The sequence below is a fragment of the Agromyces sp. Y558 genome, from assembly GCF_059445415.1.
In genome coordinates this window covers 412931-437362 of record NZ_JCAIUH010000002.1, presented here as the reverse complement: position 1 = coordinate 437362, position 24432 = coordinate 412931, and the positions used below count along the sequence as shown (strand labels likewise).

General features: G+C 68.2%; 29 protein-coding genes. 7 read left to right on the top strand and 22 right to left on the bottom strand.

The window, feature by feature from the left end; all coding sequences use genetic code 11:
• Positions 1-27 precede the first annotated feature (27 nt).
• The 7 genes from AC1C2T_RS13860 to rpsB all read right to left on the bottom strand — a co-directional run bounded on the left by AC1C2T_RS13860 (position 28) and on the right by rpsB (position 5775).
• Positions 28-711: an aggregation-promoting factor C-terminal-like domain-containing protein gene (locus tag AC1C2T_RS13860; RefSeq protein ID WP_495360406.1), complete on the bottom strand. Its 684-nt coding sequence runs from the start codon at positions 709-711 to the stop codon at positions 28-30.
• Between the two features lie 54 nt (positions 712-765).
• The gene (locus AC1C2T_RS13855) at positions 766-1320 is read right to left on the bottom strand and encodes a DivIVA domain-containing protein (protein ID WP_495360407.1); all 555 of its coding nucleotides are present in this window, start codon (positions 1318-1320) and stop codon (positions 766-768) included.
• A 33-nt stretch (positions 1321-1353) separates the two neighbouring features.
• Positions 1354-2340 (bottom strand): phosphatidate cytidylyltransferase, encoded by a 987-nt coding sequence (locus AC1C2T_RS13850; protein ID WP_495360408.1) that lies wholly within the window; start codon positions 2338-2340, stop codon positions 1354-1356.
• Between the two features lie 9 nt (positions 2341-2349).
• Positions 2350-2904 carry a ribosome recycling factor gene (gene frr / locus AC1C2T_RS13845; RefSeq protein ID WP_495360409.1) on the bottom strand — a complete coding sequence of 185 codons (555 nt, stop codon included), beginning with the start codon at positions 2902-2904 and terminating at the stop codon, positions 2350-2352.
• 33 nt (positions 2905-2937) lie between these two features.
• Positions 2938-3669, bottom strand: coding sequence for a UMP kinase (pyrH, locus tag AC1C2T_RS13840; RefSeq protein ID WP_495360410.1), 732 nt, complete (start codon positions 3667-3669; stop codon positions 2938-2940).
• Positions 3670-3834: 165 nt separating this feature from the next.
• A complete protein-coding gene (gene tsf, locus AC1C2T_RS13835) occupies positions 3835-4665 on the bottom strand; it encodes a translation elongation factor Ts (protein ID WP_495360411.1) in 831 nt (276 codons plus the stop codon).
• A gap of 27 nt (positions 4666-4692) precedes the next feature.
• The gene (gene rpsB / locus AC1C2T_RS13830) at positions 4693-5775 is read right to left on the bottom strand and encodes a 30S ribosomal protein S2 (protein WP_495385690.1); all 1083 of its coding nucleotides are present in this window, start codon (positions 5773-5775) and stop codon (positions 4693-4695) included.
• A gap of 274 nt (positions 5776-6049) precedes the next feature.
• On the opposite strand from rpsB, the gene AC1C2T_RS13825 reads away from it, so the two are divergent.
• The gene (locus AC1C2T_RS13825; RefSeq protein WP_495385689.1) at positions 6050-6652 is read left to right on the top strand and encodes a murein hydrolase activator EnvC family protein; all 603 of its coding nucleotides are present in this window, start codon (positions 6050-6052) and stop codon (positions 6650-6652) included.
• Positions 6653-6654: 2 nt separating this feature from the next.
• Here the strand turns inward: AC1C2T_RS13825 and AC1C2T_RS13820 are convergent, their stop codons facing one another.
• Both AC1C2T_RS13820 and AC1C2T_RS13815 read right to left on the bottom strand, forming a co-directional pair.
• The gene (locus tag AC1C2T_RS13820) at positions 6655-7617 is read right to left on the bottom strand and encodes a tyrosine recombinase XerC (protein WP_495385688.1); all 963 of its coding nucleotides are present in this window, start codon (positions 7615-7617) and stop codon (positions 6655-6657) included.
• Between the two features lie 67 nt (positions 7618-7684).
• Positions 7685-8593, bottom strand: a complete 909-nt coding sequence (locus AC1C2T_RS13815; protein ID WP_495385687.1) for a phosphodiesterase — start codon at positions 8591-8593, stop codon at positions 7685-7687.
• Positions 8594-8636: 43 nt separating this feature from the next.
• On the opposite strand from AC1C2T_RS13815, the gene AC1C2T_RS13810 reads away from it, so the two are divergent.
• Positions 8637-9419, top strand: coding sequence for a haloacid dehalogenase type II (locus AC1C2T_RS13810; RefSeq protein ID WP_495385686.1), 783 nt, complete (start codon positions 8637-8639; stop codon positions 9417-9419).
• Between the two features lie 5 nt (positions 9420-9424).
• Here the strand turns inward: AC1C2T_RS13810 and dprA are convergent, their stop codons facing one another.
• From dprA to AC1C2T_RS13770, 8 genes are all read right to left on the bottom strand, one after another.
• Positions 9425-10711, bottom strand: a complete 1287-nt coding sequence (gene dprA / locus AC1C2T_RS13805) for a DNA-processing protein DprA (protein WP_495385685.1) — start codon at positions 10709-10711, stop codon at positions 9425-9427.
• Entirely contained in the window at positions 10708-12249 is a 1542-nt protein-coding gene (locus AC1C2T_RS13800) for a YifB family Mg chelatase-like AAA ATPase (protein WP_495360418.1), read from the bottom strand. The genes dprA and AC1C2T_RS13800 overlap by 4 nt, the downstream gene beginning before the upstream one ends.
• Positions 12249-12605, bottom strand: a complete 357-nt coding sequence (locus AC1C2T_RS13795) for a YraN family protein (RefSeq protein ID WP_495360419.1) — start codon at positions 12603-12605, stop codon at positions 12249-12251. Before AC1C2T_RS13795 ends, AC1C2T_RS13800 begins: the two co-directional genes overlap by 1 nt.
• A gap of 105 nt (positions 12606-12710) precedes the next feature.
• Positions 12711-13034 (bottom strand): DUF2469 family protein, encoded by a 324-nt coding sequence (locus AC1C2T_RS13790; protein ID WP_495353674.1) that lies wholly within the window; start codon positions 13032-13034, stop codon positions 12711-12713.
• Positions 13035-13039: 5 nt separating this feature from the next.
• Complete coding sequence (gene rnhB, locus AC1C2T_RS13785) at positions 13040-13720, bottom strand: ribonuclease HII (protein WP_495385684.1); 681 nt, start codon at positions 13718-13720, stop codon at positions 13040-13042.
• 1 nt (position 13721) lies between these two features.
• The gene (gene lepB, locus AC1C2T_RS13780) at positions 13722-14465 is read right to left on the bottom strand and encodes a signal peptidase I (protein ID WP_495360421.1); all 744 of its coding nucleotides are present in this window, start codon (positions 14463-14465) and stop codon (positions 13722-13724) included.
• Between the two features lie 104 nt (positions 14466-14569).
• A complete protein-coding gene (gene rplS, locus AC1C2T_RS13775) occupies positions 14570-14917 on the bottom strand; it encodes a 50S ribosomal protein L19 (protein ID WP_495360422.1) in 348 nt (115 codons plus the stop codon).
• A gap of 211 nt (positions 14918-15128) precedes the next feature.
• A complete protein-coding gene (locus AC1C2T_RS13770; RefSeq protein ID WP_495385683.1) occupies positions 15129-15641 on the bottom strand; it encodes a hypothetical protein in 513 nt (170 codons plus the stop codon).
• Between the two features lie 73 nt (positions 15642-15714).
• On the opposite strand from AC1C2T_RS13770, the gene map reads away from it, so the two are divergent.
• Positions 15715-16482, top strand: a complete 768-nt coding sequence (map, locus tag AC1C2T_RS13765; RefSeq protein WP_495360424.1) for a type I methionyl aminopeptidase — start codon at positions 15715-15717, stop codon at positions 16480-16482.
• Between the two features lie 359 nt (positions 16483-16841).
• Here map and trmD read toward each other — a convergent pair whose 3' ends face one another.
• From trmD to rpsP, 4 genes are read right to left on the bottom strand one after another with little or no spacing between them, the layout of a single operon-like run.
• Positions 16842-17531, bottom strand: a complete 690-nt coding sequence (gene trmD, locus AC1C2T_RS13760; protein WP_495360425.1) for a tRNA (guanosine(37)-N1)-methyltransferase TrmD — start codon at positions 17529-17531, stop codon at positions 16842-16844.
• Between the two features lie 7 nt (positions 17532-17538).
• Positions 17539-18267 carry a ribosome maturation factor RimM gene (rimM, locus tag AC1C2T_RS13755; RefSeq protein ID WP_495360426.1) on the bottom strand — a complete coding sequence of 243 codons (729 nt, stop codon included), beginning with the start codon at positions 18265-18267 and terminating at the stop codon, positions 17539-17541.
• The gene (locus AC1C2T_RS13750; protein WP_022891825.1) at positions 18224-18460 is read right to left on the bottom strand and encodes an RNA-binding protein; all 237 of its coding nucleotides are present in this window, start codon (positions 18458-18460) and stop codon (positions 18224-18226) included. Before AC1C2T_RS13750 ends, rimM begins: the two co-directional genes overlap by 44 nt.
• 3 nt (positions 18461-18463) lie before the next feature.
• Entirely contained in the window at positions 18464-18871 is a 408-nt protein-coding gene (gene rpsP, locus AC1C2T_RS13745; protein ID WP_495360427.1) for a 30S ribosomal protein S16, read from the bottom strand.
• Positions 18872-19147: 276 nt separating this feature from the next.
• Between rpsP and AC1C2T_RS13740 the strand changes: the two genes are divergently transcribed.
• The 3 genes from AC1C2T_RS13740 (at position 19148) to AC1C2T_RS13730 (ending at position 22068) form a co-directional block, all read left to right on the top strand.
• On the top strand, positions 19148-20317 hold the full coding sequence (locus AC1C2T_RS13740; RefSeq protein WP_495385682.1) for a glutamate--cysteine ligase: 1170 nt from the start codon (positions 19148-19150) through the stop codon (positions 20315-20317).
• Between the two features lie 75 nt (positions 20318-20392).
• On the top strand, positions 20393-21064 hold the full coding sequence (locus AC1C2T_RS13735; RefSeq protein ID WP_495385681.1) for a HEAT repeat domain-containing protein: 672 nt from the start codon (positions 20393-20395) through the stop codon (positions 21062-21064).
• The gene (locus tag AC1C2T_RS13730) at positions 21058-22068 is read left to right on the top strand and encodes a HEAT repeat domain-containing protein (RefSeq protein ID WP_495385680.1); all 1011 of its coding nucleotides are present in this window, start codon (positions 21058-21060) and stop codon (positions 22066-22068) included. Before AC1C2T_RS13735 ends, AC1C2T_RS13730 begins: the two co-directional genes overlap by 7 nt.
• On the opposite strand, the gene AC1C2T_RS13725 is transcribed toward AC1C2T_RS13730, so the two are convergent.
• The gene (locus tag AC1C2T_RS13725; protein ID WP_495385679.1) at positions 22065-23498 is read right to left on the bottom strand and encodes a GH1 family beta-glucosidase; all 1434 of its coding nucleotides are present in this window, start codon (positions 23496-23498) and stop codon (positions 22065-22067) included. The genes AC1C2T_RS13730 and AC1C2T_RS13725 overlap by 4 nt on opposite strands.
• A 126-nt stretch (positions 23499-23624) precedes the next feature.
• On the opposite strand from AC1C2T_RS13725, the gene AC1C2T_RS13720 reads away from it, so the two are divergent.
• Complete coding sequence (locus AC1C2T_RS13720; protein WP_495385678.1) at positions 23625-24428, top strand: spermidine synthase; 804 nt, start codon at positions 23625-23627, stop codon at positions 24426-24428.
• Positions 24429-24432: the final 4 nt, after the last annotated feature.

Genomic DNA, 24432 nt, shown 5'->3' with positions numbered 1-24432 from the left:
GGTTCGCTTCACGCGCGAACGGCCGACTCAGTACCAGCCGATGTCTTGCGAGTGGGCCCACGCTCCGCAGGGCGTGCCATACCGACCGGACACGTAGCCGAGGCCCCACTCGACCTGCGTTGCCGCGTTCGTCTCCCAGTCGGCTCCGGTCGTGGCCATCTTCGAACCGGGCAGCGCCTGGGGAATGCCGTACGCACCGCTCGACGCGTTGTACGCGTTCACCCGCCAGCCCGATTCCTTGCTCCAGAGCGCGACGAGGCAGTCGAACTCGCTCGACGGCCAGCCGCGGGCGGCGACTGCGCCGGCAGCGTACGCCTGTGCAGAGCCAGGATCGGGTGTGATCGCAGGCGGAGCCCAACCGCTTTCGGCGCTCGTCGAAGCAGGCGCGAGCTTGACTTCCTCGGGCTTCTTCTCGACGATGTAGCTCTCTTGACCCACATCGATCGAGTACTCGCCGTCGACCTCGATCGCCTGGACGTCGGCGCCACCGAACCGGTCACCATCGGTCGCGAAATTCGAGGAGGCAGTCGCTCCCGAGAACGGGTCGACGATGTTCACGAGGAGGAAGCTCACGGACGCCGCGAAAGCGAACACGACGGTTGCGGCCTGCTTGACCCGACCGGTGCGTGCGGGTCTGACCGCGACGGGAGTGCTGTCAGGCGTCGATCGACGCGACTGGACCGTCTCGTCACTGTCTGTATGCCTACCCACGATGGCACGAGTGTATCGGAGGTTGGCCTGCCGTGGCGAGCTCGACTCGCGCGTTCACCGCACCGCCAGCATCACGTCGACGACAGCGTCGAGCAGGAGGTCGACCTGAGCCTCGCGATACCCGCCTCGTTGGGTCTTGAACACGACCGTGCGCACGTTGTCGACCGAGATCGGCCAACCGTCCCGGAAGTAGCGGTTGAGCTTGTCGGCGAGTCGGTCGACGTCGCGCGTGCTGTATCCGCGAACCAGCGGGTTGACCCGATCGAACCGCCGGCCCTCCGGCCGCGCGAGTCTGTTGGAGACGACTTGAGCCGTCGTGCGCGCTTCACGCAACCACGCCTCGCCACCGTGCAGGCGAGCGGCGACCTGTCGCTCCTGCGCCGCGAACGCGTCTTCGAGTCGTTCCAACGCCTGATCGACGTGGGTCGTGGAGTAGCCGCCCTTCTCCATGCCGAAGGCCGTGAGCCGGATGCGATCGGACGTCAGCGGCTCGTCACCGGGTCTGACGGTGCCGTCGTAGGCGCGTCGGGCGAGCTGGAGGAACTCCTCGACCTGAGAGGTGTTGTACCCGAGCTTGGGCTTTCGTACGCGAGGGAAGGTGGCATCCACCGCTCCATTATTGCGGAGCCGCAGCGCCGAGGCTCACCCGAAGATCCGGAAGGCGACGAATGCGACGGCGGCCGACGGGAGGATCGAGTCGAGTCGATCGAGGATTCCGCCGTGCCCGGGCAACCAGGAACTCATGTCCTTGATGCCGATGTCGCGCTTGATCAACGATTCGACCAGGTCGCCGAGACTTGCGCTCAGGAAGATCGCTGCCCCGAAAATGAGTCCGAACCACCACGTGTTGCCGAGCATCAGCGTCGAGAGCAGCACGCCGGCCAGAAGGCTCGCGCCCGCTCCCCCGGCGAAGCCCTCCCAGGTCTTCTTCGGACTGATGATGGGCGCCATCTTGTGCTTGCCGAACATGAGCCCGAAGGCGTAGGCGCCTGTGTCGGCCGCGACGGCGATGGCGATGAATGCGAGCGTCCAGAGTTCGCCTCCCTCGGCCGCCGTCAGCACCACCGCGAAGGTCGCGAGGAAGGTGACGTAACCCTGCACGAACGCTCCCGCGACGAGGTCGCGGGCGAGCGCTCGTGCCGACGAGCGCCGCAGTGACGGCACCATCTGTTCGCCGAGCCGCCAGAGCGCGACGATCAGGATGCCGCCGAGCACGGCGATCAGCTGCCCGCCTGCTCCGCCGTAGTACGAAAGCGGAACTGCGGCCACGGCAACCGCAACGGTCGGGATGCGAGGAACGTGATAGTCGGCCTTGCGCAGCGCCTGCGCGAGCTCGTAACTCGCGAACGCGGCGATGAACACAGCGAAGAGCATGAACAGCTCTTTGATCCACAGGAGGCTGAGCAGCAGTACGACACCGAACGCGAGTCCGATGAGAATCGCGAGGATCAGGTTGCGGCCGGTGCGGGCCTTGATCTTCTCCTGCGCCTGATCGAACTGCGCCCTGCTGACCTCGAACTGACGTTCGAGATCGGCCTTGCGTGCGTGTACCTGCGCACGGAACTCGTCGCGCGAGGTTCGTTCAGGCCCCCCGGCGTCCGACTGATCCTCTTCTGGGACGCCCGACATCTTCTTGCCTCAGACCTCGAGGAGTTCGGCTTCCTTGCGCTTCAAGGCCTCGTCGATGGCATCCACGTTGGACTTCGTGATCTGCTCGAGTTCCTTCTCTGCGCGCGAAACCTCGTCGTCGCCCACCTCGCCCTTGAGGGAGTCGAGGTCGTCCTTCGCCTTGCGGCGGATGTTGCGCGCCGAGACTCGGGCGTCCTCCGCCTTGGCACGCACGATCTTCACGAACTCGCGCCGGCGTTCTTCGGTGAGCTCGGGCAGCGTCACCCGAATGATGTTGCCGTCGTTCGACGGATTCGCACCGAGGTTCGGAGTGTCGCGGATGGCTTGCTCGATGTCTTTCAGCGCGCCCTTGTCGTACGGCGTCACCAACAGCGTGCGGGCCTCGGGGTTCGCGAGCGAGGCGAGTTGCGCGAGTGGGGTGGGAGTGCCGTAGTAGCTCACCAGGATCTTCTGGAAGAGCTGTGGGTTGGCCCGACCCGTGCGTACGGTCGCGAAGTCGTCTTTGGCGACCTCCACGGCCTTCTGCATGCGTGCGGTGGCATCGGAAAGTACGTCCGCGATCACGGGGGCTCCTTCTGGTTCGCTACTCTGGACAGTCTACCGACTGGCGGCGGGCACGCCGTTGCTGACGATGGTGCCGAGGTCGGCGCCGAGGATCGCCGCAGTCACGTTGCCGTGCGGTGTCATGCCGAATACCTGCATCGGCATGCCGTTGTCCATGCACAAGCTGAATGCCGTCGAGTCGACGACCTTGAGCCCTCGCTGCAGCGCCTCCTGGTAGCTGATGCGGTCGATCTTGCGCGCGTCGGGATTCGTGCGCGGGTCGTCGGAGTAGACGCCGTCGACACCGTTCTTCGCGACGAGCACGACCTCGGCACCGATCTCGAGCGCCCGCTGCGCGGCGACCGTGTCAGTCGAGAAGTACGGCAATCCGGCGCCGGCGCCGAAGATGACGACCCGGCCCTTCTCGAGGTGGCGCTCCGCACGGCGCGGGATGTACGGCTCTGCGACCTGCGTCATGGAGATCGCCGACTGAACGCGCGTCTCGGCGCCGGCCTGCTCGAGGAAGTCCTGCAGGGCGAGCGCGTTCATCACGGTGCCGAGCATGCCCATGTAATCGGCCCTGCCGCGGTCCATGCCGCGCTGGGAGAGCTCGGCACCGCGGAAGAAGTTGCCGCCGCCGACGACGATGGCGATCTCGACGGTTCGTGCTGCATCGGCGATCTCGCGTGCGAGTGCGCTGATCACGTCGGGATTGACGCCGAGCGACCCCGCCCCGAACGCCTCACCCGAGAGTTTCAAGAGGACCCTACGCTTGTGTTCCGTCATGCCGACCGATCCTTCCCTGTGGGTGTAAAACTACTGGTTCGCCGACCGCGGCGCAGCGTCGATTGTCGTGCGTGTTCGACGAGTGCGGGGCGTCGGGCATCCGAAATCACTCCGGACACAGCAAAGGAGTCCGGATCGCGAACGATCCGGACTCCCGTGGTGCACCTAGGCGCCGACCTTGAAGCGAGCGAAGTCGCTCACCGTGAGGCCTGCACCTTCGAGAACCTTCGCGACGGACAGCTTGTTGTCTTTCGCGTAGTCCTGCTCGAGCAGCGCGACCTGCTTGAAGAAGGCGCCGAGGCGACCTTCGATGATCTTCGGAAGGGCGGCCTCGGGCTTGCCCTCCTCACGCGAGATCTGCTCGACGATGCCGCGCTCCTTCTCGACCGCGTCGGCCGGAACGTCCTCGCGGGCGAGGTACTCCGGGTTCGCGAACGAGATGTGCTGGGCGACCGAGCGAGCGGTCTCCGCGTCGTCACCGGAGTAGCCGAGCACGACGCCCACCTGCGGTGGGAGGTCTTTCGACGTCTTGTGCAGGTAGATCGAGAAGTGCTCGCCCTTGACGAGACGGATGCGACGAAGCTCGACCTTCTCGCCGAGGATCGCGGCTTCTTCGTCGATCACGACGGCAACGGTCTTGCCATCGGCCGGCGCGGCCAGGGCGGCCTCGACGGTCTCGGCACGAGCCGCGGCGACGGCCGCGAGCACTCGGTCGGCGAGGCCGACGAACTTGTCGCCCTTGGCGACGAAGTCGGTCTCGCAAGCGAGCTCGATGATCGTGGCAGTGCCGTCGCCGTTGTCGACGGCGGCGACGAGGCCCTCGGCTGTGGAGCGGTCGGCACGCTTCGCGTTGCCCTTCGCGCCCTTCAGGCGGAGGATCTCGACGGCCTTCTCGAGGTCACCGTCGGCCTCCACGAGTGCGTTCTTCGTGTCGACCATGCCGGTGCCGAGGCGCTCGCGCAGGTTCTTGACGTCTTCGAGAGTGAAGTTGGCCATATCTGTAAGTCTCCTGGACTCGTGGTCTTACTTGGACTCGGCGGCGGGCTCGGCCTCGACGACTGCTTCAGCCTCGACGACCGGCTCAGCCTCGACTGCTTCAGCCTCGACGACCGGCTCGGCCTCGACGACCGGCTCGGCCTCGACGACTGCTTCAGCCTCGACGACTGCTTCAGCCTCGACGACTGCTTCAGCCTCGACTGCTGCTTCAGCGTCATCGGCCGACTCGGTCGCGGCTTCCGCGGTGGCATCCGCTGAAACGACCTCGACGATCTCGGCGACCTCTTCGGCCTCGGCCGTTGCGCCGTCGACCTTGTCGGTCTCGGGCGAGGACTGCTCGGGCGTGCCTGCCTGGAGGAGCTCCTGCTCCCACTCGGCGAGCGGCTCGACGGCGGAGACGTTGCCCTCGGCCTCGGGCTTCTGGTGGCGCTCGATGAGGCCCTCAGCAGCGGCGTCGGCGACGATGCGGGTGAGCAGGCTCACCGAACGGATCGCGTCATCGTTGCCCGGAATCGGGTACTGGACCTCGTCGGGGTCGCAGTTCGTGTCGAGGATGCCGATGACGGGGATGCCGAGCTTCTTGGCCTCGTCGATCGCCAGGTGCTCTTTCTTGGTGTCGACAACCCAGAGCGCCGAAGGCGTCTTCGTCAGGTTGCGGATACCGCCGAGCGACTTGTGCAGCTTGTCGAGCTCGCGCTTCTTGATGAGCAGCTCTTTCTTGGTGAAGCCACTCGTGGTGCCTTCGAAGTCGAGCTCCTCGAGCTCCTTCATGCGCGCGAGGCGCTTGGAGACCGTCTGGAAGTTGGTGAGGAGGCCACCGAGCCAGCGCTGGTTCACGTAGGGCTGGCCGACGCGGGTCGCCTGCTCGGCGATCGCGTTCTGCGCCTGCTTCTTGGTGCCGACGAAGAGGATGGTGCCGCCATGGGCGACCGTCTCGCGCACGAAGTCGTACGTCTTGTCGATGTAGGCGAGCGACTGCTGCAGGTCGATGATGTAGCTGCCCGACCGCTCCGTGAGGATGAAGCGCTTCATCTTCGGGTTCCAACGGCGGGTCTGGTGCCCGAAGTGAACGCCGCTGTCGAGCAGCTGGCGAATGGTGACGACGGCCATGAGCCGTACTCCTTTGTTCTCAGTTGTCGCTCCGGCCGGCGGCTGGAGCCCTGGCGCCCGGCACGGCTCCGCCTGCTCCGGCTGTCGAAACAGCATGGAGCGGGACTGAGTGGAGTCGTCGGCCGAAATGGCGCGCGTAGTCACCCCGGAAGACCGGAGTGCTCCCGACACTCTATCATCGGCACTCCCCCTCCCCAACCGCGTCTGGTTCGCCGTCGTCCACATCCGAGCGAGCGAGACGAGCGGATGCCGCGTGGCGCCCGAGCATCGAAGCATGAACGCAGCTCTCGCTCCGCCCATCTCCTCGTCGATCGCCCGTCGACGCAAGCGCCGCTGGTCCGCCGCAGCGGCATCCGCCCTCACCGCGGCGACGCTGCTCGCCCTGGTCACGACCGCCCCCATGGCCACAGCGCTGGGCGTCGGCGACGGTCCGAGTTCGCACGAGCAGCGCGCCGTCGCTGAGTATCCAGAGCAATGGCAGTGGCCGGTTGCCGGGCCCATTCGGGTCGTCTCGCCGTTCCGCGCCCCTCCGTCGCCCTACAAGGCCGGTCACCGCGGCATCGATGTTGAGACTGAGGTCGGCGCACCCGTGGTCGCATCAGCCGCCGGCGTGGTCAGCTACGCCGGCATGGTCGCCGGGCGGCCCGTCGTCGCCATCGATCACAGTGACGGCGTGGTGAGCGCGATCGAACCAGTTGCCGCGCTCATCGAGGCCGGCGCTTCCGTCGCCGCCGGTGACCCCATCGGCACCGTGTCGACGGGCGGGCACTGCGCGACGGGCTGTGTGCATTTCGGCGTGCGGGTCGACGGCGAGTACGTCTCGCCGTTCCTCTTCCTCGGGGGTCTGCCGCGCGCCGTTCTGCTGCCGTCGAGCTGAGGTCACGCCCGGGGGTGGGCGGTGCGGTAGCTCTGCTTCAGCCGCTCCGTCGACACGTGGGTGTAGATCTGGGTGGTGCCGAGACTGGCGTGCCCGAGGAACTCCTGCACCGCACGCAGGTCCGCGCCACCGTCGAGCAGGTGTGTGGCGGCGCTGTGACGGAAGGCGTGCGGGCCGCTCGGTCCGCTGCCGGGGATTGTCGAGAGCAGCGCGGCGACGAGTCGATAGACGCTGCGCACGCCCATGCGGGCTCCGCGGGCACCGAGGAAGACGGCGCGCATCTGGCCAGACCTCACGCCGACTGCCCGACCGGGCGTGTCCTTGGCTGTCGCAGCGGCCTCGGCGGCCGCAATCATCGCGGGCCTCGCCTCATCGAGGTATCGGTCGATCGCGCGTGCCGCCGGCGCCCCGTAGGGCACCATTCGCTCCTTCGATCCTTTGCCGAGCACCCGCACGAGACGGCGGCGGCGGTCGATGTCCTCCAGGTCGAGCCCGACGAGTTCTGAGACCCGCAGCGCCGAGGCGTAGAGCAACTCGATGATTGCGGCATCCCGGATCTCGGTGGGTTCACCGGTGGCGGCCCGCGCGGCGAGGCCGGCGAGTGTCTCGGCGACGGCCTGTTCAGTGACGACGCGCGGCAGGGTGCGCTGGGCGCGTGGGGCCTTGAGTCTCGCCCCGGGGTCGGTCGCGAGTGTGCCGCGGCGCGTGAGCCAGGCGGTGAAACCACGAACGGATGCTGCGCGGCGGGCGATGCTCGTCCGGGCGAGGCCCCGCTCTGTGGCCCGCCACAGCCAGTCGCGCAGAAGCGGCAGGTCGAGTGCTGCGGCGTCTGCTGGACCCCGTTCCTCGGCGAATGAGATGAGTTCGAGGAGGTCGCTCCGGTATGCGGCGACCGTGTGCATGGAGTATCCGCGCTCGACGGCGACGTGCGACAGATAGTCGTCGAGGAGGAGGTCGAGGCTCACAGCTCCAGCTTGCTCCCCCGGTGGTCATCGCCCGGTCCGACGCGCCCGCGGCATGCCGAGGCCGCGTTCACTCTGCGGGTCGCTTGCGGGAGAACCGCTCCAGGCGCTCATCGGGCGTCAGTGCCTCGATCTCGGCGAGGAACGTCTCGCTGAAGCTCGTGACCGGCGGGAACGGCCCCACCGGCACCACCGAGGTCACCAGGCCGTCGTCGGCGAGATGCACGAGCGTGAACGAGCGGCCGCCGTCGATGCCGACGAGCGCACGCGGCGGGGCCGAGAGGTCCATCGTGTACGAGGTCGCGCCTGCGACGGAGACGGGGATGCCCGCGAAGCTGCCGTTGGTCGCGTAGTGCAGGTGACCGCCGAGGATGAGTCGCACATCGCGGTCGCGGACGACCTCGGCGAATCGGTCTTGACCACGCAGCTCGAGTAGGTCCATCAATGCGAGTGGCGTGGCGATCGGCGCGTGGTGCATCGCGATGACGGTGCCGTTCGCCGCGGGTTCGGCGAGCGCGGCATCGAGCCAGTCGAGCGACGCATCATCGAGTTCGCCGTGGTGGAAGCCCGGCACGGTCGAGTCGAGGGCGATGATGCGCAACCCGTCGACCTCGAGGATGCGATGCACGGGGGAACCGTCGGCGCGTTCGCCGAGCAGTCCGGCGCGGAACGCGGCTCGTTCGTCGTGGTTTCCCATGACCCAGACGAGGCGGGCACCCGTGCGCTCGGCGAGCGGCTCGAGCGACTCGCGGGCGAGCCGGTAGGCATCGGGCTCGCCGAGATCAGCGACGTCGCCGGTGATGACGATCGCGTCGATCGAGGAGCCGAGTCGGTCGAGTTGCGCGGTCACCTGGGAGAGCGCGGCGACCGTGTCGGCGACGCCGCCGAGTGGTGCGCCCTCGCGCAGCAAGTGCGTGTCGCTGACGTGGACGATGACGTGACGGGCGGCCGGATACCGGCCGAGTTGCGGATGCTGCATAGAACCCCCTCTTTCCGCCGCCAGCCTAGAGGCTGCCGCCGACGTGCCGACCCTGGCGGGCTCTCTTCTCCACACCGACCACGCCGTCGTATCTGCGACCCATACAGTTGAAAAGATGAGCACCTCTGCCCCGACAGTTCGCGAAACCGTGGTCTTCGACGTTCTCGGCACCTTGGTCGATCAACGAGGGAGCCTGCTCGGGCAGATGAAGTCGGTGATCGTGGCGGACGAGGACGCCGCGAACCTCGCTCTCTCGGCATGGCTTGCCCACGTCGAGGCGCAGCAGGAAGAGATCCTCTCCGGGCGACGCGCCTTCGCTCCGAGCGACGCTCTCGACCGGGAGGCCCTCGACGACCTTGCCACGCAGTGGCGATTCAGGCCCGGACGAACTGTTGCCGACCTCTACGCCGCCGGCGAGCACCTGACGCCGTGGCACGACACGATCGACGGAGTGAACCGATTGGCACGAGACATGACCGTCATGGGTCTCTCCAATGCAAGTAGGAGCACGCTGACCGGGCTCAGCTCCCGCTCGGGATTGAGGTGGCATCAAGTGCTTTCCGGCGAGGACGTGCAGAGCTACAAGCCGGCAGCGCGGATCTACGAGGCGGCCATCGCGAGCGCCCCATCGTCTTCTGGGATTCCGATCATGGTTGCAGCGCACGCCTGGGATCTCCGCGCTGCAGCTCAGGCGGGTATGCGGACCGCGTACGTTCCCCGCCCGAATGGTGATGCACCGACAGTGCAGGATGATTTCACCTTCTTCGCCGAGAGCATTGACGATCTTCACAGGCAGCTTCAGGCCGCAGCACGCTCGGCTGGCTGAGCGACTCACCTCCGCTTCGCCCGCAACCAGCCCAGCGGATGTCTCGTGGCCAGTGCCGCGGCCTCGAGCCCGCCGAGCACGCCCATCACCGTGGTCGGCGCCATACCGCACCTGCGCGCCACGTCGGCGAGCTCTCGAGGACTGCGGGAGCTGAGCGCGTCGAGCACACGCACCGCCTCGGGGGTCGACGCGATGCCCCACCGTCGGGTGGGTGCCTTATCGGCAGCTCCACTCGAGGTCGCGCCCTGTTCTGGTGAACCGTGCGCCGTCGAGATGACGCGCCGCCGCTGACCACCGGCGAGCTCGGCCATCTGATCGGCATCCACGACGCAGACCGCGTCGAACTCTCGCAGGAGTCGGTGGCAGCCGGCCGATGCCGGGCTCGTCACCGGGCCGGGAACCGCGCCCAACGGGCGGCCGAGGGTGGCCGCATGCCCGGCGGTGTTCAGTGAGCCCGAGCGGAGTCCGGCCTCGAGCACCACCGTCGCATCGCTCGCGGCGGCGATGAGTCGATTTCGTTGCAGGAACCGCCACTTCGTCGGCGCGGCGCCGCAAGGCAGCTCGGAGATGACGGCACCGGTTTCGACGATGCGGGTCAGTAGCGTCTCGTGCCCCATCGGATAGAACCGGTCGACGCCTCCGGCGAGGAAGGCGACGGTCGTGCCGCTGCTCGCGAGCGCGGCCCGGTGCGCCATGCCGTCGATGCCGTACGCACCGCCGGAGACGACGGCGAAGCCTCGATCGACGAGCCCCGCCGATGCCTCCATGGTCACGTGCTCGCCGTAGCCGGTTGCGGCTCGTGCGCCCACGAGCGAGATCGAAGCGCCGGCGCTTGCGAGTGCAGCCGCCCGACCCCGAACCCAGAGGCCGATCGGCGCGTGCACACCGAGCTCATCGACGCCTCGCGGCCAGACCGTGTCGGGTGGGAGCACAAGGCGGGCTCCCACTCGCGCCGCCTGCCCGAGCGATCGCACGAACGCGTCGTGATCGAGGCGGGGCAGCCAACGCTCGAGCCCCGTGGTCGCCTCGCGTTCGTCCACCGCTCCCCCGGCTTGCGCGACCTCGTCGATGAAGCGAGCTGGGCTTGCCCGGCCGAGCAGCAGCTCGGCCGTCGGCGCAGCACCGAGCACTTCGATCGCGCGCCCGAGCACGCCATCGCCGGGTTCGGCCAAGGTGCCGAGCAACGCCCTGGCGAAGACGTCGTCGAGCGCGGTCGCATCGTCGGGCGCGACGGTCCGTACGGCGGAGAGTTCGGTGCGCAGTTGGGTGGCCGAGCGGCGGACGATGCTCATTGCGGGAGCCCCTTTCGGAGGAAGAGCGCCCGCCCGACATGTTCGAGTCCCGGCGAGGCGACGCCGTCGAGATCGGCAAGTGTCCACGCGACCTTGAGGATGCGGTCGTACCCGCGCATCGTGATTCCGCCGAGCTCGAGTGAACGGTCGAGATCGGCCGTCGCGCGGCCACCGGGGTGCAGCCCGCCTGCGCCGCGCAGCCAGGGGCCGGGCATCTGCGCGTTGGTGCGCCACGGCGTCTCGCGCAACCGGCTGGCTGCCCGCTTCCGGGCTTCGAGAACCCGCTCACGCGCCACGGCCGTCGACACTCCCGGCTGCTCGGCCGCGATTCGCAGCCCGGCGGCCGTGATGCGCGGAACGAAGAGCTGCAGGTCGAGCCGATCGCGGAGCGGCCCCGACACGCGGGCCATGTAGCGCCGACGGGCCGCAGGCGGACAGATGCAGTCGCCGACCTTGGAGCCGTGGTTGCCGCACGGACAAGGGTTGGCCGCCAGCACGAGCTGGAAGCGGCCGGGAAACGACGCGACGGCATTCGCACGATGGATCGCGATGGTGCCGGATTCGAGCGGTTGGCGGAGGACATCGAGCACCGCCGACGGGAACTCCGGCGCCTCGTCGAGGAAGAGCACCCCGTGCGAGGCTCGGGCTGCGGCACCAGGACGGATCAGCCGACTGCCGCCACCGACCATCGCAGCCGCCGTGGCCGTGTGGTGCGGTGCCTCGAAGGGCGGCCGCAGCGAGAGCCCGGCGCTGAGCGGTTGCCCGGCGAGTGATCGGAGGGAGGCGACCTCGAGCGCCTCTTCGGTCTCGAGGTCGGGGAGCAGGCCCGGCAGCCGCGAGGCGAGCATCGTCTTGCCCGCCCCGGGCGGGCCGAGGAGGAACATGTGGTGCCCGCCGGCCGCGGCCGCGATGAGGGCGTCGACTGCACCATCGTTGCCTGCGATGTCGGCGAGATCGCCGGGCGACTCGTCAGCCGGTTCAGCGCGTTCGGGAGCGGGGACCGGCTCGAACACCCGCTCATCGAATGCTCCTCCGTGCGAGATTGCCGCGTCGATGAGCGACGCGACCCCGATGACCGTGACTCCGGGAACGAGGCTCGCTTCGCCCGCATTCGCGGCCGGCACCATGACCGTGTCGTAGCCTGCCCGAACCGCGGCGAGAACGGCAGGCAGGATGCCGTCGATCGGGCGGAGCCGACCGTCGAGGCCGAGCTCGCCGAGGTGCACGACATGTTCGATCGACTCCGGCGAGATCTCGCCAGACGCGGCGAGACAGGCGATCGCGATCGCGAGGTCGAAGCCCGAACCGTGCTTCGGCAGCGCCGCCGGCGACAGGTTCACCGTGAGCCGCCGCTGTGGAAGGGGGCATCCGGCATTCACCGCAGCGGCGCGCACCCGATCGCGTGCCTCGCCGAGTGCGGCATCGGGCAGCCCGATGATGATGAACGCGGGCAGCTGCGACGAGAGATCGGCCTCGACCTCGACGATCGAGCCAGTCAATCCGAGCAACGCCACCGAGCGCGTGCGAGCGACGGGCATCAGTTGATCCCCTCGAGATGCTCGATGAGGGCGGGCGCCTCGGTCGGCGCGAGAACCGCGACGGCGTCGATGCGAATGCGCGACACCGCTGCATCAGTCGCCTCGCACCAGGCGATCGCGAGGCGACGCATGCGCGCGAGCTTCAGCGGGGTGATCGCCTCGAACGGATGCCCGTAGTCACCCGAGGTACGCGTCTTGACCTCGACGAACACCGTGTCGCGGCCGTCGCGCGCGACGATGTCGATCTCGCCGATGCGGCAGCGCCAGTTGCGCTCGAGCACCTCCATGCCGCGTGCCTCGAGATGCTCCACCGCGAGCTGTTCGCCGCGCCTGCCGAGTTCTGCGTTGTGCGCCATCCGCACCACCTCCGCAACCAGCGTCGCGGCCGGCCGCACCTGCGGAGGCCGGAAACGGCGAAGTCACGAAGGTCGATCGAGAAGCGCAGCTGTGGAGGAACAGTGCTACTCGTCGAGTGCAAGCTCTTTCGGCAGTTCGAACTCGCGCGAGGCGAGCTCTTCGACGTTGACGTCTTTGAAGGTGAGCACGCGCACCGACTTCACGAAGCGGTCGGCGCGATAGACGTCCCAGACCCAGACGTCTTTCATCGTCAGCTCGAAGTAGAAGTCGTGCTCGGTGTCGCGACGCACGAGTTCGACCTCGTTGGCGAGGTAGAACCGTCGCTCGGTCTCGACCACGTACTTGAACTGCGACACGATGTCGCGGTACTCCCGATACAGGGCCAGCTCGACCTCGCGGTCGTAGTCTTCGAACTCGTCCTCATCCATCGCACTCATCCTACGCCGAGGTCGAACAGTGTCGGTGCGGCCGCCACGCGATCGTGCAACCAAGTCGCGCGGTGCAGCTCGCTCGGCCCGTGCTCATCGATCGCCGCGAAGTGCGCCCGGCTCGAGTAACCCTTGTTCTCGTCCCACGCGTAGAGCGGCCGCTCGTCGTGCGCACGGCGCATGCCACGGTCGCGATGCACTTTCGCGATGACGGATGCCGCGGCCACCGAAGCACAGTCGCGGTCGGCCTTGATGCGGGTGACGACTCGCGCCCGATGCTCGATCGAGACGCTGAGCCAGTCGTGGTTGCCGTCGAGGAGCAGTGGGACTTCGGCGGCGAGTTCGTTCGCCGCCGATAACTCGGCGAATGCCCGCGCACCGGCGAGCCCCAGGCAGGCCATGATGCCGAGCTCGTCGATCTCGGCGGCACTCGCCTCACCGACGGCGGAGGCGCGCACCCAGGCGGATGCCTTCGGCGCCATCGCCTCGCGGCGCGGTTCGCTCAGCAGTTTCGAGTCGCGCAGCCCCGCGGGCATGCGCCGCACGCCCGAATCGATCAGCACGAGGCCGACGGACACGGGACCGGCGAGCGCGCCACGACCGACCTCGTCGCAGGCGAGCAGCATGGGCGCACCGGCGAGGAACTCTCGTTCGGTGCGCAGGGTCGGCACGGCGACGGGCGTCATGTCAGCGACCCGCCTCGTCGACCCCGTCGAAGACCTGCGGGTAGTTGTCGAGCCACGCCCAGTGATCGATCGGCCAGCTGACCACGAATGCGCGCCCCACGACGTTCTCGATCGGCACGAAGCCCTTCAGCGGGGTGTCGCCGTTGTAGCGCGAGTCCTTCGAGTTGTAGCGGTTGTCGCCCATGACCCAGAGGGAGTCATCGGGAACGACGACGTCGAAGTCGTCACGGGAGACCTTCGACTCGCCCGGGGGCAGGGCGACGTAGGGTTCGTCGAGCGGAACGTCGTTGACGCTCATCTGGCCGAGCGCGTTGCAGCACACGACGTGATCGCCTGGCAGCCCGATCAGGCGCTTGACGAGGTGGTCGTTCGAATCGGGCGCCGAGAGCCCCACGAACGCGAGGAACCAGTCGACGGCGGCCACGAGCGGCGGTTGCGGGGTCTCGACGCGCGCGGGCAGCCAGCCGCCGGGATCTTTGAACACGACGACGTCGCCGCGAGTGAGCGGCGTGACCTCGGGAACCAGCTCGTTCACGATGATGCGGTCGTCTTTGACGAGCGTCTCCTCCATCGACTGCGACGGGATGAAGAACGATCGGATGAGGAACGTCTTGATGAGGAATGAGACGAGTACCGCCACTACGAAGATAACGAGCAGGTCCCGCAGGAACAGCAGGACACTGCGTCGTCTGCTCGGCGATGCCGAATCCACGCGACCAGTTCGCGTGTCTGTATCTTCTGTCATTTAGTGTCTGTATCTTCTGTCATTTAACCGCCCGAGCTCCCCGCCCAGTCTAGGGGTGGGGAGCTCGGGGACGAGTTCGCGTTGAGCGCGATCCGCGTGGCGGATCAGTTGTCGCGCTTCTCCTTGATCTTCGCCTTCTTGCCGCGCAGCTTGCGCAGGTAGTAGAGCTTCGCGCGACGCACGTCACCGCGGGTGACGACCTCGATGTGGTCGATCACGGGCGAGTGCACCGGGAACTTGCGCTCGACGCCGACCTGGAAGCTCACCTTGCGGACAGTGAAGGTCTCGCGCACGCCTTCGCCCTGGCGGCCGATGACGACGCCCTGGAAGACCTGGACACGCGCACGCGTGCCTTCGATGATGTTGACGTGCACCTTGACGGTGTCGCCGGGGCGGAAGTCGGGGATATCCGACCTCAGGCTCGCGGCGTCGACATGGTCGAGGATGTGCATGATGGTTCGCTCTCTGCGCCCGCAACCGGTCGAACGCTGATCATTGAATGGAAGTGACTGGTGCCGCCTCGCACGATGATTCGTGCGTGCGCGCTCCCCGGAGGCAGAGTCCTACGGCGGCACAATCCTCTATTGTGCCATGCCGGTGGGCAGCTCGGCAAAAGCGGGCGCCGGATGCCACGTGGCGGCGCGCCGACCGTGCGTGCTGCCGCTACTCGCGGACCTCGTTGATGATGATCACGTCGTCGCCGCCGTCGTCGAAGGGCGGCCTCCGCACACCGGGTGCAGCGGGTCGAGCCGGGCCACCCTGCTGTTCAGCCGCGAGTCGCTCGAACTCGGCCATCGAGGCTTTCACCCGATTGGCGCCGTCGGTGATGAGCTGCCACACGGCGAGCCAGAACGCCGCGATGCCGAGCAGGATCGCGAGGACGCCGACGAGCGTTGCGGACGTGCCGTAGAAGCCGGTCGCGATGATCGCGAGGTGCCATGCCGTGAGCACGCCGAGGTCGGTCCACGAGACGGCGTGCTGCTGGCGAACGGTCGGTCGAATGCTCGTGAGGAGCGCAACGATGCCGAGCACGACGAAGGCGACGGGCACGACGACCACGAGCCCGAGCGTGCCCCAACCTCCGCCGCCGAAGATGGCCCAGCCGACCGCCAGCCAGACGGGCAGCACGACGACCGCGATCATCTGCCATCGATAGAACACGCGCCGCAGGAGCATGTTCACAGCGTAATCCGCCGATCCTGCGCGCGTGCCGAGTGTTCACTCAGGGCGGACCCGCCAGAATGGACTCGTGATTGAACTTCGAACCCCTGCAGAGATCGAGGAGATGCGTCCTGCCGGCCGCTTCGTGGCGAGCGTGCTGGAGGCGACCGCGGCTGCCGCAGCCGTCGGCGTGAATCTGCTCGAGCTCGATGCCCTCGCGCACGAGATGATCCGCAAGGCCGGCGCTGAGAGCTGTTACATCGACTACCACCCGTCGTTCGGTGCGAGCCCGTTCGGCAAGGTCCTCTGCACCTCGGTCAACGATGCCGTGCTGCACGGCCTCCCCCACGACTACAAGCTGCGCGACGGCGACCTGGTGAGCCTCGACTTCGCTGCCTCGGTGAACGGTTGGGTCGCCGACTCGGCGATCTCGATCGTGGTCGGCACGCCCCGCGCCGAAGACCTGCGCCTCATCGACACGACCCGCCGCGCGCTCGACGCCGGCATCGCCGCTGCGCGCACTGGCAACCGCATCGGCGACATCTCACGAGCCATCGCGGATGTCGCGAAGGCCGAGGGGTACTCGATCAACACCGACTTCGGCGGGCACGGCGTCGGCCGCACCATGCACGGTGACCCGCACATCCCGAACAACGGCCGCCCCGGCCGTGGTCTGCCGTTGAAGCCGGGCCTCGTCGTCGCGATCGAACCGTGGTTCCTCGCGACGACCGATCGGATCTTCACCGATCCCGACGGCTGGACCCTGCGCAGCGCCGACGGTTCGCGTGGCGCGCACTCGGAACACACGATCGCGGTCACCGAGGGCGACCCGATCATCTTCACGCAGCGCGGCTGAGCGCCGAGGCGCCCGTCTCGGTCCGCGGCGATGCGTGCGAGGTCGAGCACTGCGGCCACGTCGGGCTCGGAATCAAGGTTCAGCGCTGGGCATTGCCCGAGCCGACGGGCAGTCTCGAAGCACTCCCTGACGGCTCGCGGGTCATTGGATCCGGCCGCGGCGAGCAGCACCGCATCACCTTCGGCCAACAGCGGGTCGAGCCGGGTCGCGAGCACGTCGACGATCCGATCGTCGGGTCCGAGCTCTGCTGCCAGACGTGCGCCTCCGCCGAGCAGAGCGTGTTTCGCGCACCGCACCCGCGTGTTTCCGGCAGGTGCAGAACGGCTCACGCCCCGAGATCTGGGTGCGGCGCGGGCCGGCTACTCGCCGAGCAGTTCGGGTCGGACGCGCCGGGTGCGCTCCAGTTGCTGCTCGCGGCGCCACGCGGCGATCGCCCCGTGGTTGCCCGAGAGCAGCACCGGCGGTACCTCGAGCCCGCGCCATGCGGCGGGCTTGGTGTAGCTCGGGTACTCGAGCAGGCCGTCTTCGTGGGACTCTTCGACGAGGCTCTCTGGGTTGCCCACGACGCCGGGCACGAGGCGGCCGGCGGCCTCGATCATCGCCATGACTGCGACCTCGCCGCCGTTCAGTACGTAGTCGCCGAGGCTGATGAGACGAACGCGCATGCGCGTCTCGTAGTGATCGACCACGCGCTGGTCGATGCCCTCGTAACGACCGCAGGCGAACACGAGGTGCTCTTCAGCGGCGAGCTCACGGGCGATCTGCTGGGTGAACGGCTCGCCGGCGGGCGACGGCACGATGAGCAGGGCATCGGATGCCCCGTCGCCCACGATGCCGTCGAGCGCCTCGCCCCACGGCTCGGGCTTCATGACCATGCCCGCCCCGCCGCCGTAGGGGGTGTCATCGACCGTGCGGTGCCGGTCGTGCGTGGCGTCACGGAGGTCGTGCGCCTTCACGTCGATGAGGCCGGATTGGCGGGCCTTGCCGAGGAGTGACAGATCGAGCACCGAGAAGAACTCGGGGAAGATCGTGACGATGTCGACGCGCATCGGCCGACTACTCGTCGCGGTCGGCCTCGGCGGGTGCCGTGGCATCCGCTTCGGCAGCTTCGGCCGGCGACTCGGATGCGACGGTCTCGACCGGCGCCTCGGGCGCTGCGGCCGTCTCGACCGCGGCCGTCTCGGCCTCCGGCGTCTCGACCTCGGCCACCTCCTCGAAGAGTCCGGGAGGCGGCGTCACCGTCAGTGTGCCGGACGCGAGGTCGACTTCGGGCACGATCGCCGACACGAACGGCACCATGACCTCGCCGCCCTGCGTCTTGACGATGAGAAGGTCTTGCGCGGGGAAGTGGTCGACATGTGCGACCTCGCCGACATGCTCGCCGTCGCGGATCACCGCGAGGCCGATGAGCTGGTGGTCGTACCAGGCGTCGTCTTCGGGCGCCTCTTCTTCAACGTGCGTGACCCAGAGGATCGCCTTGGCAAGGCCCTCGGCCGCGGTGCGGTCGTCGACGCCGTCGAAGAACCCGACCGCGTGCCCGTTGTACCAACGGAGCTCACGCAGCGTGAGGTTCTTGCCGTGCCACGGCGACGTGTCGGGCACCTGCAGCGAGAACTCCGCGCCCGGCACGAAGCGCCGGTCGGGGTCGTCGGTGTAGAGCTCGACCTTGATGGCACCTTTGAGGCCGTGCGCCTTCAGCAGGCGACCGACCCGCAGCTGCGTACTTGCGGTGTCGGCCACGTCAGTCGTCGGTGTCGACGACGTCGACGCGAACGCGTCGACCATCGGCGAGCGCGGTGACGAGGGTGCGCAGCGCCTTCGCGGTGCGGCCTGCACGGCCGATCACGCGACCGAGGTCCTCGGGGTTCACATGAACCTCGAGGACCTCGCCGCGTGCGCTCGACGCGGAAACGACCTTGACCTCGTCAGGGTGATCGACGATCCCTTTGACGAGGTGTTCGAGCGCGGACTGGAGCAAGGTTTACGCCTCGTCCGTCGCGGTCTCGGCGGGAGCCTCTTCGACCTTCGGCGCGGGCTTGTCGGCCTTGGGCTTCAGCACCGGCTTCTTCTTCTCGTCGGCGACGAAGGCGGCCTTCGGCTCGGCGACCTGAACGGTCGAGACGGCATTCTTGTCACCCTTGAACTTGCCCCAGTCGCCCGTGAGCTTGAGGATCGCGGCGACCTGCTCGGTCGGCTGGGCGCCGACGGAGAGCCAGTACTGCGCGCGGTCCGAGTCGACCTCGATGACCGAGGGGTTCTGGGTGGGGTGGTACTTGCCGATCTCCTCGATCACACGACCATCGCGCTTGGTGCGCGAGTCGGCGACGACGATGCGGTAGTACGGCGCACGGATCTTGCCGAGGCGCTTGAGACGGATCTTGACAGCCACAATTCTCCTGAAATGTTGTGAGTTGGCGAACTGACAGCCGTGAGCGTGGGGTGCACACTCGGCGGAAGCTCAATAGGTTCTGCGCGCCGGATAGAGGGTCGGGCGATACAGAACTCGACTGACCATTCTTGCAGATCTCACGTCGCAACGGTAATCGCCCGGATGTCGGCACCATCGCCTGCGACATCGGATGACGCGGCGACCTCATCGACCGCAGTCATCATGTCATGATGTCCCCACGCCGGCGTACGCGCCGCAGGAACCGGGGGCGCTCACATGGACATCGCATTCGCGGACTCGCCGCGGTCGAGCGTGGGTCTCGAGTGGGAGATCGCGATCGTCGATCGGGCCACCGGCGAGCTCGCCTCCATCGCCGACCGGGTGCTCGACGTGCTTGACTCGACGAGCGAGGGCACGGCGCATCCGTTCATCACCTCGGAGCTCCTCACGAACACCGTCGAGCTCGTGAGCGGCCCGCACGCGCGGGTCGCCGACGCCGTCGCCGACCTCGAGACCCAGCTCGAGGAGGTGCGCGGCGTCATCGACGGTCTCGGCGACTTCGAGCTGGTCTGCGCCGGATCCCACCCGTTCAGCCAGTGGTACGACCAGCATCTGACTGACAAGCCGAGGTACCACAAGCTCATCGAGCGCACCCGATGGTGGGGCCGCAACATGATGATCTGGGGTGTGCACGTGCACGTCGGCATCGAGGACCGCGACAAGGCGCTGCCGATCCTCGATGGTCTGCTGGCGTACCTGCCGCACCTGCAGGCACTCTCGGCGTCGAGCCCGTTCTGGGCCGGCGTCGACACGGGGTACGCCTCGAACCGTGCCCTCATGTTCCAGCAGCTCCCGACGGCAGGACTCCCCTATCCCCTCGCCGATTGGCCGGCCTACGAGCGCTGCGTCGACGACCTCGTCCGCACGGGCGTCATCGAGGATCACAGCGAGGTGCGCTGGGACATCCGTCCCTCGCCGAAATGGGGCACCGTCGAGGTGCGAGTCTGCGACGGACTGTCGACGGCGGCCGAGATCGCAGCGATCGGTGCGCTCGTGCAGTGCCTCGTCGAGTGGATGAGCACGACGCTCGATGAGGGCGGCACGCTGACCGTGCTGCAGCCCTGGTACGTGCGCGAGAACAAGTGGCGGGCGGCGCGATACGGGCTCGAAGCCGAAGTGATCACGGATGTCGCGGGCACCGAGCGCCCCGTCGCCGACGACCTTCGGGCACTCATCACGACGCTCGCGCCGATCGCGGAGCGCCTCGGCTGCGCCGTCGAGCTGCAGGGTGTGCGCGGCATCCTCGACTCAGGAGCGAGCTACGCCCGCCAGCTGCGGGTCGCCGCGGCCGCCGGCGGCGACCTCACGGCCGTGGTCGCCCACCTCGCCCGCGAACTGCGCGACGGCATCGAGAGCGGGCTGCCTGCGGCATCCGCTGGGCGCTGACCGTGACCCTGACGCTGACCCGACTTGACCTTGACACGGTGACAAGGTCTTGACTGTATCCATGAGGTACCCACGATGACCGCCCCGTCCGACACAACGCATGCAGCGCTCATCGGAGCGTTGAGAGATCCGCGATCGTCGACGCGACTGCAGGCTGCGCTCTCGGCGGGAACGTACCCGGACGCCGCACTCGTCGAGCCGCTCATCGAGCGCTGCCGCGTGGAGCCGGACTTCTTCGTGCGCGACATGCTGACCTGGGCGCTCACACGGCACTCCGCCGCCACGACCGTGCCCCGGATCCACGAGGAACTCCATTCTCCGCACGCGCAGGCACGCAGCCAGGCGCTGCACACACTCTCGAAGATCGGCGACCGCAGCTCATGGGCGGCGATCCCGATAGCGCTGCTGCACGACGAAGACGATGCCGTCGCGCGCAGTGCGTGGCGCGCGACCGTCGCGCTCGTTCCCGAGGGCGGCGAACCGAACCTCGCCGCGGAACTGATGGAAGAGCTCGGACGAGGCGACAGCGAGACGCAGCGAAGCCTGAGCCGCGCCCTCGTCGCCCTCGGCGACGCCGTGCCGCCCTTGCTCAGGGCGGTGACCTCGAGCACCGCGAACAAGCGAGTGCACGCGATCGCGACGGAACGATTGCTGCGCGACCCCGACAGCGATTTCGCGTCCGCGCTCGAGCACGCCAAGCGCACCACGATCCTGGACTCCGCTCCCCTCGGAGGACGACCGTGCTGATCGGTGAGGTGTCGCGACGTTCGGGGGTGAGTACCCGCATGCTCCGGCACTACCACTCGCTCGGACTCGTGGCACCCTCCGGGCGCACGACCGGTGGCTACCGCGAGTATTCACCCGAAGACATCCATCAACTGTTCCGTGTGGAGAGCCTCCGGTCTCTCGGTCTGCCGCTCGGCGAGATCCGACAGGCGTTGAACGACGCGACGATCGGGCCGTCATCACTGATCCCAGACCTGATCGAGCAGACCCGTCAGCGACTCGCCCGCGAACAGGAGCTGCTGGAGAGACTCCGCCGCATCGATGACACCGCGCCCTCCGACTGGGAGGAGGTCCTTCGAACAGTGAACCTGCTGCGGGCCTTGAACTCGGAGCACCCCGCGATCCGTCAACGTGCCGCTCTCGCGTCGGGCGACGGCGAGCCGCTCTCCGCCGAGACCCTCGCGACGGCGATCCTCACAGAGTCCGACCCGAACGTCGCCGGAACCCTTCGGTGGGCGTTGGCAGCAACCGGCAGCCACGATGGCATGCGCGCCCTCGCCGGCGGCTTGGAATCGTCCGAAGCCGACATACGGCGGCGCGCGGTCACTGCGATCGCCGAGCTGCAGTTCACCGATGCGGCCGCCATGCTCCGGCGTGCACTCTCCGACACCGACGACGTGGTCCGCGGCCGCGCGGCACTGGCGCTCGGCTCGCGCGGCGACCAGGACGCCGTGCCGGTGCTCATCGAGATGGTGGTGGCGGGCATCAGCGACGTCGAGGCCGCGGATGTGCTCGGCGAACTGGCGCAGGGCACCGGCGCTGTCGACCGCATCGCCGAAGCCCTCGTCGGCAGACTCGAAGATGACCCCACCAGGCCGGGCGCTCGCGGCCGACTCGCCCAGGCGCTCATCGAAGTTCCCGGAGAGATCTCATTCGGGATTCTTTCGCGCCTGACCGACGACGACGACCCCGCCGTCGCGTTCACGGCGAGAGCGTTCCTGCGAACCGCCCGGCCGCGCGCCTAGCCCGGGATGCGCCTCGTGCGGATCAGCTCCGCGTACCAGTGCGCGCTGTCTTTCAGCAGGCGCTCGAACGAGTCGTAGTCGACCCGCACGATTCCGAAGCGCTTGGAGTAGCCGTAGCCCCACTCGAAGTTGTCCATGAGCGACCACACCTGGTAGCCGCGCAGGTCGACGCCGCGTTCGATCGCCCGGTGCGCGGCCGTGAAGTGGCGGCGCAGGTAGTCGATGCGGTCGACGTCGTGAACGGCGGGGCCGTCGGGCTCCTGCACGAGGACGTCGTCGAACGCTGCCCCGTTCTCGGTGATCATGAGCGGGAGATCGGGGTAGCGCTCGCTCAGCGAGACGAGCAGGTCTTCGAGGCCCGAGGGGTCGATGTTCCACCCCATCGCGGTGTACGGCCCCGGCTGCTCGAGGAACTCGACGTGCTCGGAACCCGGCCACGGCGTGCCGCCCATGTCCTTGTGGCCGTCGGAGTTCGTGCGTGACGAGACGCCGTCCCACATGTCGACGGTCACGGTCGAGTAGTAGTTCACGCCGAGCAGGTCGATCGGCTGGGCGATGACCTCCGTGTCGCCCAGCAGCACGAACGACCAGTCGGTGACGCCCGCGGTGTCGGCGATCACGTCGGACGGGTAGCCATCGCCGAGGAGCGGCCCGAGGAAGACCCGGTTCGCGAGCCCGTCGATGCGCCGGGCGGCTTCGGCACCGCCCTGACCCGACGGCCGGATCACGTGCAGGTTCAGCGTGATCGAGTAGCCGGGGTCGTTCGTCACGACCTCGCGTAAAGCGGCGATCGCGAGCCCGTGCGCGAGGTTGAGGTGGTGCACCGCGGCGAGCGCCTTCGCGCCGTCCATGAGCCCCGGGGCATGCGCCCCTGAGCCGTAGCCGAGGTAGGCGCTGCACCACGGCTCGTTGAGCGTCGTCCACACTGCGACGCGGTCGCCGAGGCGCTCGCCGACGAGTCGGGCGTAGTCGGCGAACGCGTACGCCGTCGCACGGTTGGTCCAGCCGCCCTCATCTTCGAGAGCCTGCGGCAGGTCCCAGTGGTAGAGCGTCGCGATGGGCCGGATGCCCCGGGCGATGAGTCCGTCGACGAGGCGCTCGTAGAACGCGAGACCGGCCTCGTTGGCCGCGCCCCGCCCGGTCGGCTGGATGCGCGGCCACGCGATCGAGAAGCGGTACGCCTCGAGACCGAGCCGGGCCATGAGATCGAGGTCTTCGTCGAGGCGGTGATAGTGGTCGCACGCCGTGTCACCGGTGTCGCCGTTCGAGATCTTGCCCGGCGTGTGGCTGAAGGTGTCCCAGATCGATGGACCGCGACCGTCTTCGTGCACGGCCCCCTCGATCTGGTACGAGGCCGTGGCCGAGCCGAACACGAACTCGTCGTCGAATTCGAGGCCCGCATCGCGGTAGTCGGGGGTGCCGATCGTCATCGTCAGTGCTCCAAGTCGTCTCGCGCGTTTGCCGCCGAATCACTGTATCGCGGTCGCTGAACCGTTCACTGACCCCTCGGTAAGCAACCCGCGGGTCCGCGCGCTCGGATCGCCTAGGGTCGAGATATGGACACGTCGCCGACACTCGAGACCGCCGCGTTCAGGGCCGAACTCCAGCCCGACCGCGGCTCGAACGGCGGCTATGCGCTCGTCATCGACGACGTCACGCAATCGCACGTGAACCCCGACGACCCCCGCGACCTGCAGCTTCCGTACGTGCGCCGCATCGCCGCCGTGCTCGCCACGCTTCCGGGCGAGTCGCCGTCGGTGCTGCACCTCGGCGCGGGAGCCCTCACGCTCCCCCGCTACGTGCACGCCCTGCACCCGTCGAGCCGTCAGCGCGTCGTCGAGCTGTATCCCGAGCTGCTCGAGTTCGTCACGCAGCACGTGCCGCTGCCCCCCGACGCACCGATCGAACTCGCGATCGACGATGCCCGCGCCGAGGTGCAGCGGCTCACGGGCGACGGCGACGACCAGTGGGACCTCGTGCTCGTCGACGTCTTCTCGGGTGGCGCCGTGCCGCGTCACGTCACGACGATCGAGTTCTTCACCGAGCTCGTCTCGCTCCTGTCGCCGGGCGGCGTGCTCATCGTCAACTGCCTGAACGGCGCCGAGCCGCAGGTGACGGGCGACACCCTCGCCGCGGTGCTCGAACTCCTGCCCGACGTGCTCGTCATCGGCTCCGAGGCCGTGCTCAGGCGGGTGGCGTCCGGCAACACGATCATCGTGGCGTCGCGGCATCCGCTCGAACCGGAATCGGTCGCGCAGTGGCTCTCGACCGACCCGCTCTCGGTCGCGACCGGCGCGACGGTCGTCGACGGACCAGCCCTCGAAGAGCTCTCGGGAACGACGCGTCATGACGCTCGGTAGGAAC

Excerpts from the sequence above, each read along its gene's own strand:
- AC1C2T_RS13790 (WP_495353674.1), bottom strand. The coding sequence starts at position 13,034 with ATGGATGAGGACGAGTTCGAAGACTACGACCGCGAGGTCGAGCTGGCC.
- rnhB (WP_495385684.1), bottom strand. The coding sequence starts at position 13,720 with ATGACGCCCGTCGCCGTGCCGACCCTGCGCACCGAACGAGAGTTCCTC.
- rimM (WP_495360426.1), bottom strand. The coding sequence starts at position 18,267 with ATGGTCGACGCGTTCGCGTCGACGTCGTCGACACCGACGACTGACGTG.
- dprA (WP_495385685.1), bottom strand. The coding sequence starts at position 10,711 with ATGAGCATCGTCCGCCGCTCGGCCACCCAACTGCGCACCGAACTCTCC.
- AC1C2T_RS13850 (WP_495360408.1), bottom strand. The coding sequence starts at position 2,340 with ATGTCGGGCGTCCCAGAAGAGGATCAGTCGGACGCCGGGGGGCCTGAA.
- AC1C2T_RS13800 (WP_495360418.1), bottom strand. The coding sequence starts at position 12,249 with ATGCCCGTCGCTCGCACGCGCTCGGTGGCGTTGCTCGGATTGACTGGC.
- AC1C2T_RS13770 (WP_495385683.1), bottom strand. The coding sequence starts at position 15,641 with ATGCTCCTGCGGCGCGTGTTCTATCGATGGCAGATGATCGCGGTCGTC.
- rpsB (WP_495385690.1), bottom strand. The coding sequence starts at position 5,775 with ATGGCCGTCGTCACCATTCGCCAGCTGCTCGACAGCGGCGTTCACTTC.
- tsf (WP_495360411.1), bottom strand. The coding sequence starts at position 4,665 with ATGGCCAACTTCACTCTCGAAGACGTCAAGAACCTGCGCGAGCGCCTC.
- AC1C2T_RS13795 (WP_495360419.1), bottom strand. The coding sequence starts at position 12,605 with ATGGCGCACAACGCAGAACTCGGCAGGCGCGGCGAACAGCTCGCGGTG.
- AC1C2T_RS13720 (WP_495385678.1), top strand. The coding sequence starts at position 23,625 with ATGGACACGTCGCCGACACTCGAGACCGCCGCGTTCAGGGCCGAACTC.
- lepB (WP_495360421.1), bottom strand. The coding sequence starts at position 14,465 with ATGACAGAAGATACAGACACGCGAACTGGTCGCGTGGATTCGGCATCG.
- trmD (WP_495360425.1), bottom strand. The coding sequence starts at position 17,531 with ATGCGCGTCGACATCGTCACGATCTTCCCCGAGTTCTTCTCGGTGCTC.
- AC1C2T_RS13725 (WP_495385679.1), bottom strand. The coding sequence starts at position 23,498 with ATGACGATCGGCACCCCCGACTACCGCGATGCGGGCCTCGAATTCGAC.
- AC1C2T_RS13735 (WP_495385681.1), top strand. The coding sequence starts at position 20,393 with ATGACCGCCCCGTCCGACACAACGCATGCAGCGCTCATCGGAGCGTTG.
- pyrH (WP_495360410.1), bottom strand. The coding sequence starts at position 3,669 with ATGACGGAACACAAGCGTAGGGTCCTCTTGAAACTCTCGGGTGAGGCG.
- AC1C2T_RS13740 (WP_495385682.1), top strand. The coding sequence starts at position 19,148 with ATGGACATCGCATTCGCGGACTCGCCGCGGTCGAGCGTGGGTCTCGAG.
- AC1C2T_RS13825 (WP_495385689.1), top strand. The coding sequence starts at position 6,050 with ATGAACGCAGCTCTCGCTCCGCCCATCTCCTCGTCGATCGCCCGTCGA.
- AC1C2T_RS13815 (WP_495385687.1), bottom strand. The coding sequence starts at position 8,593 with ATGCAGCATCCGCAACTCGGCCGGTATCCGGCCGCCCGTCACGTCATC.
- rplS (WP_495360422.1), bottom strand. The coding sequence starts at position 14,917 with ATGCACATCCTCGACCATGTCGACGCCGCGAGCCTGAGGTCGGATATC.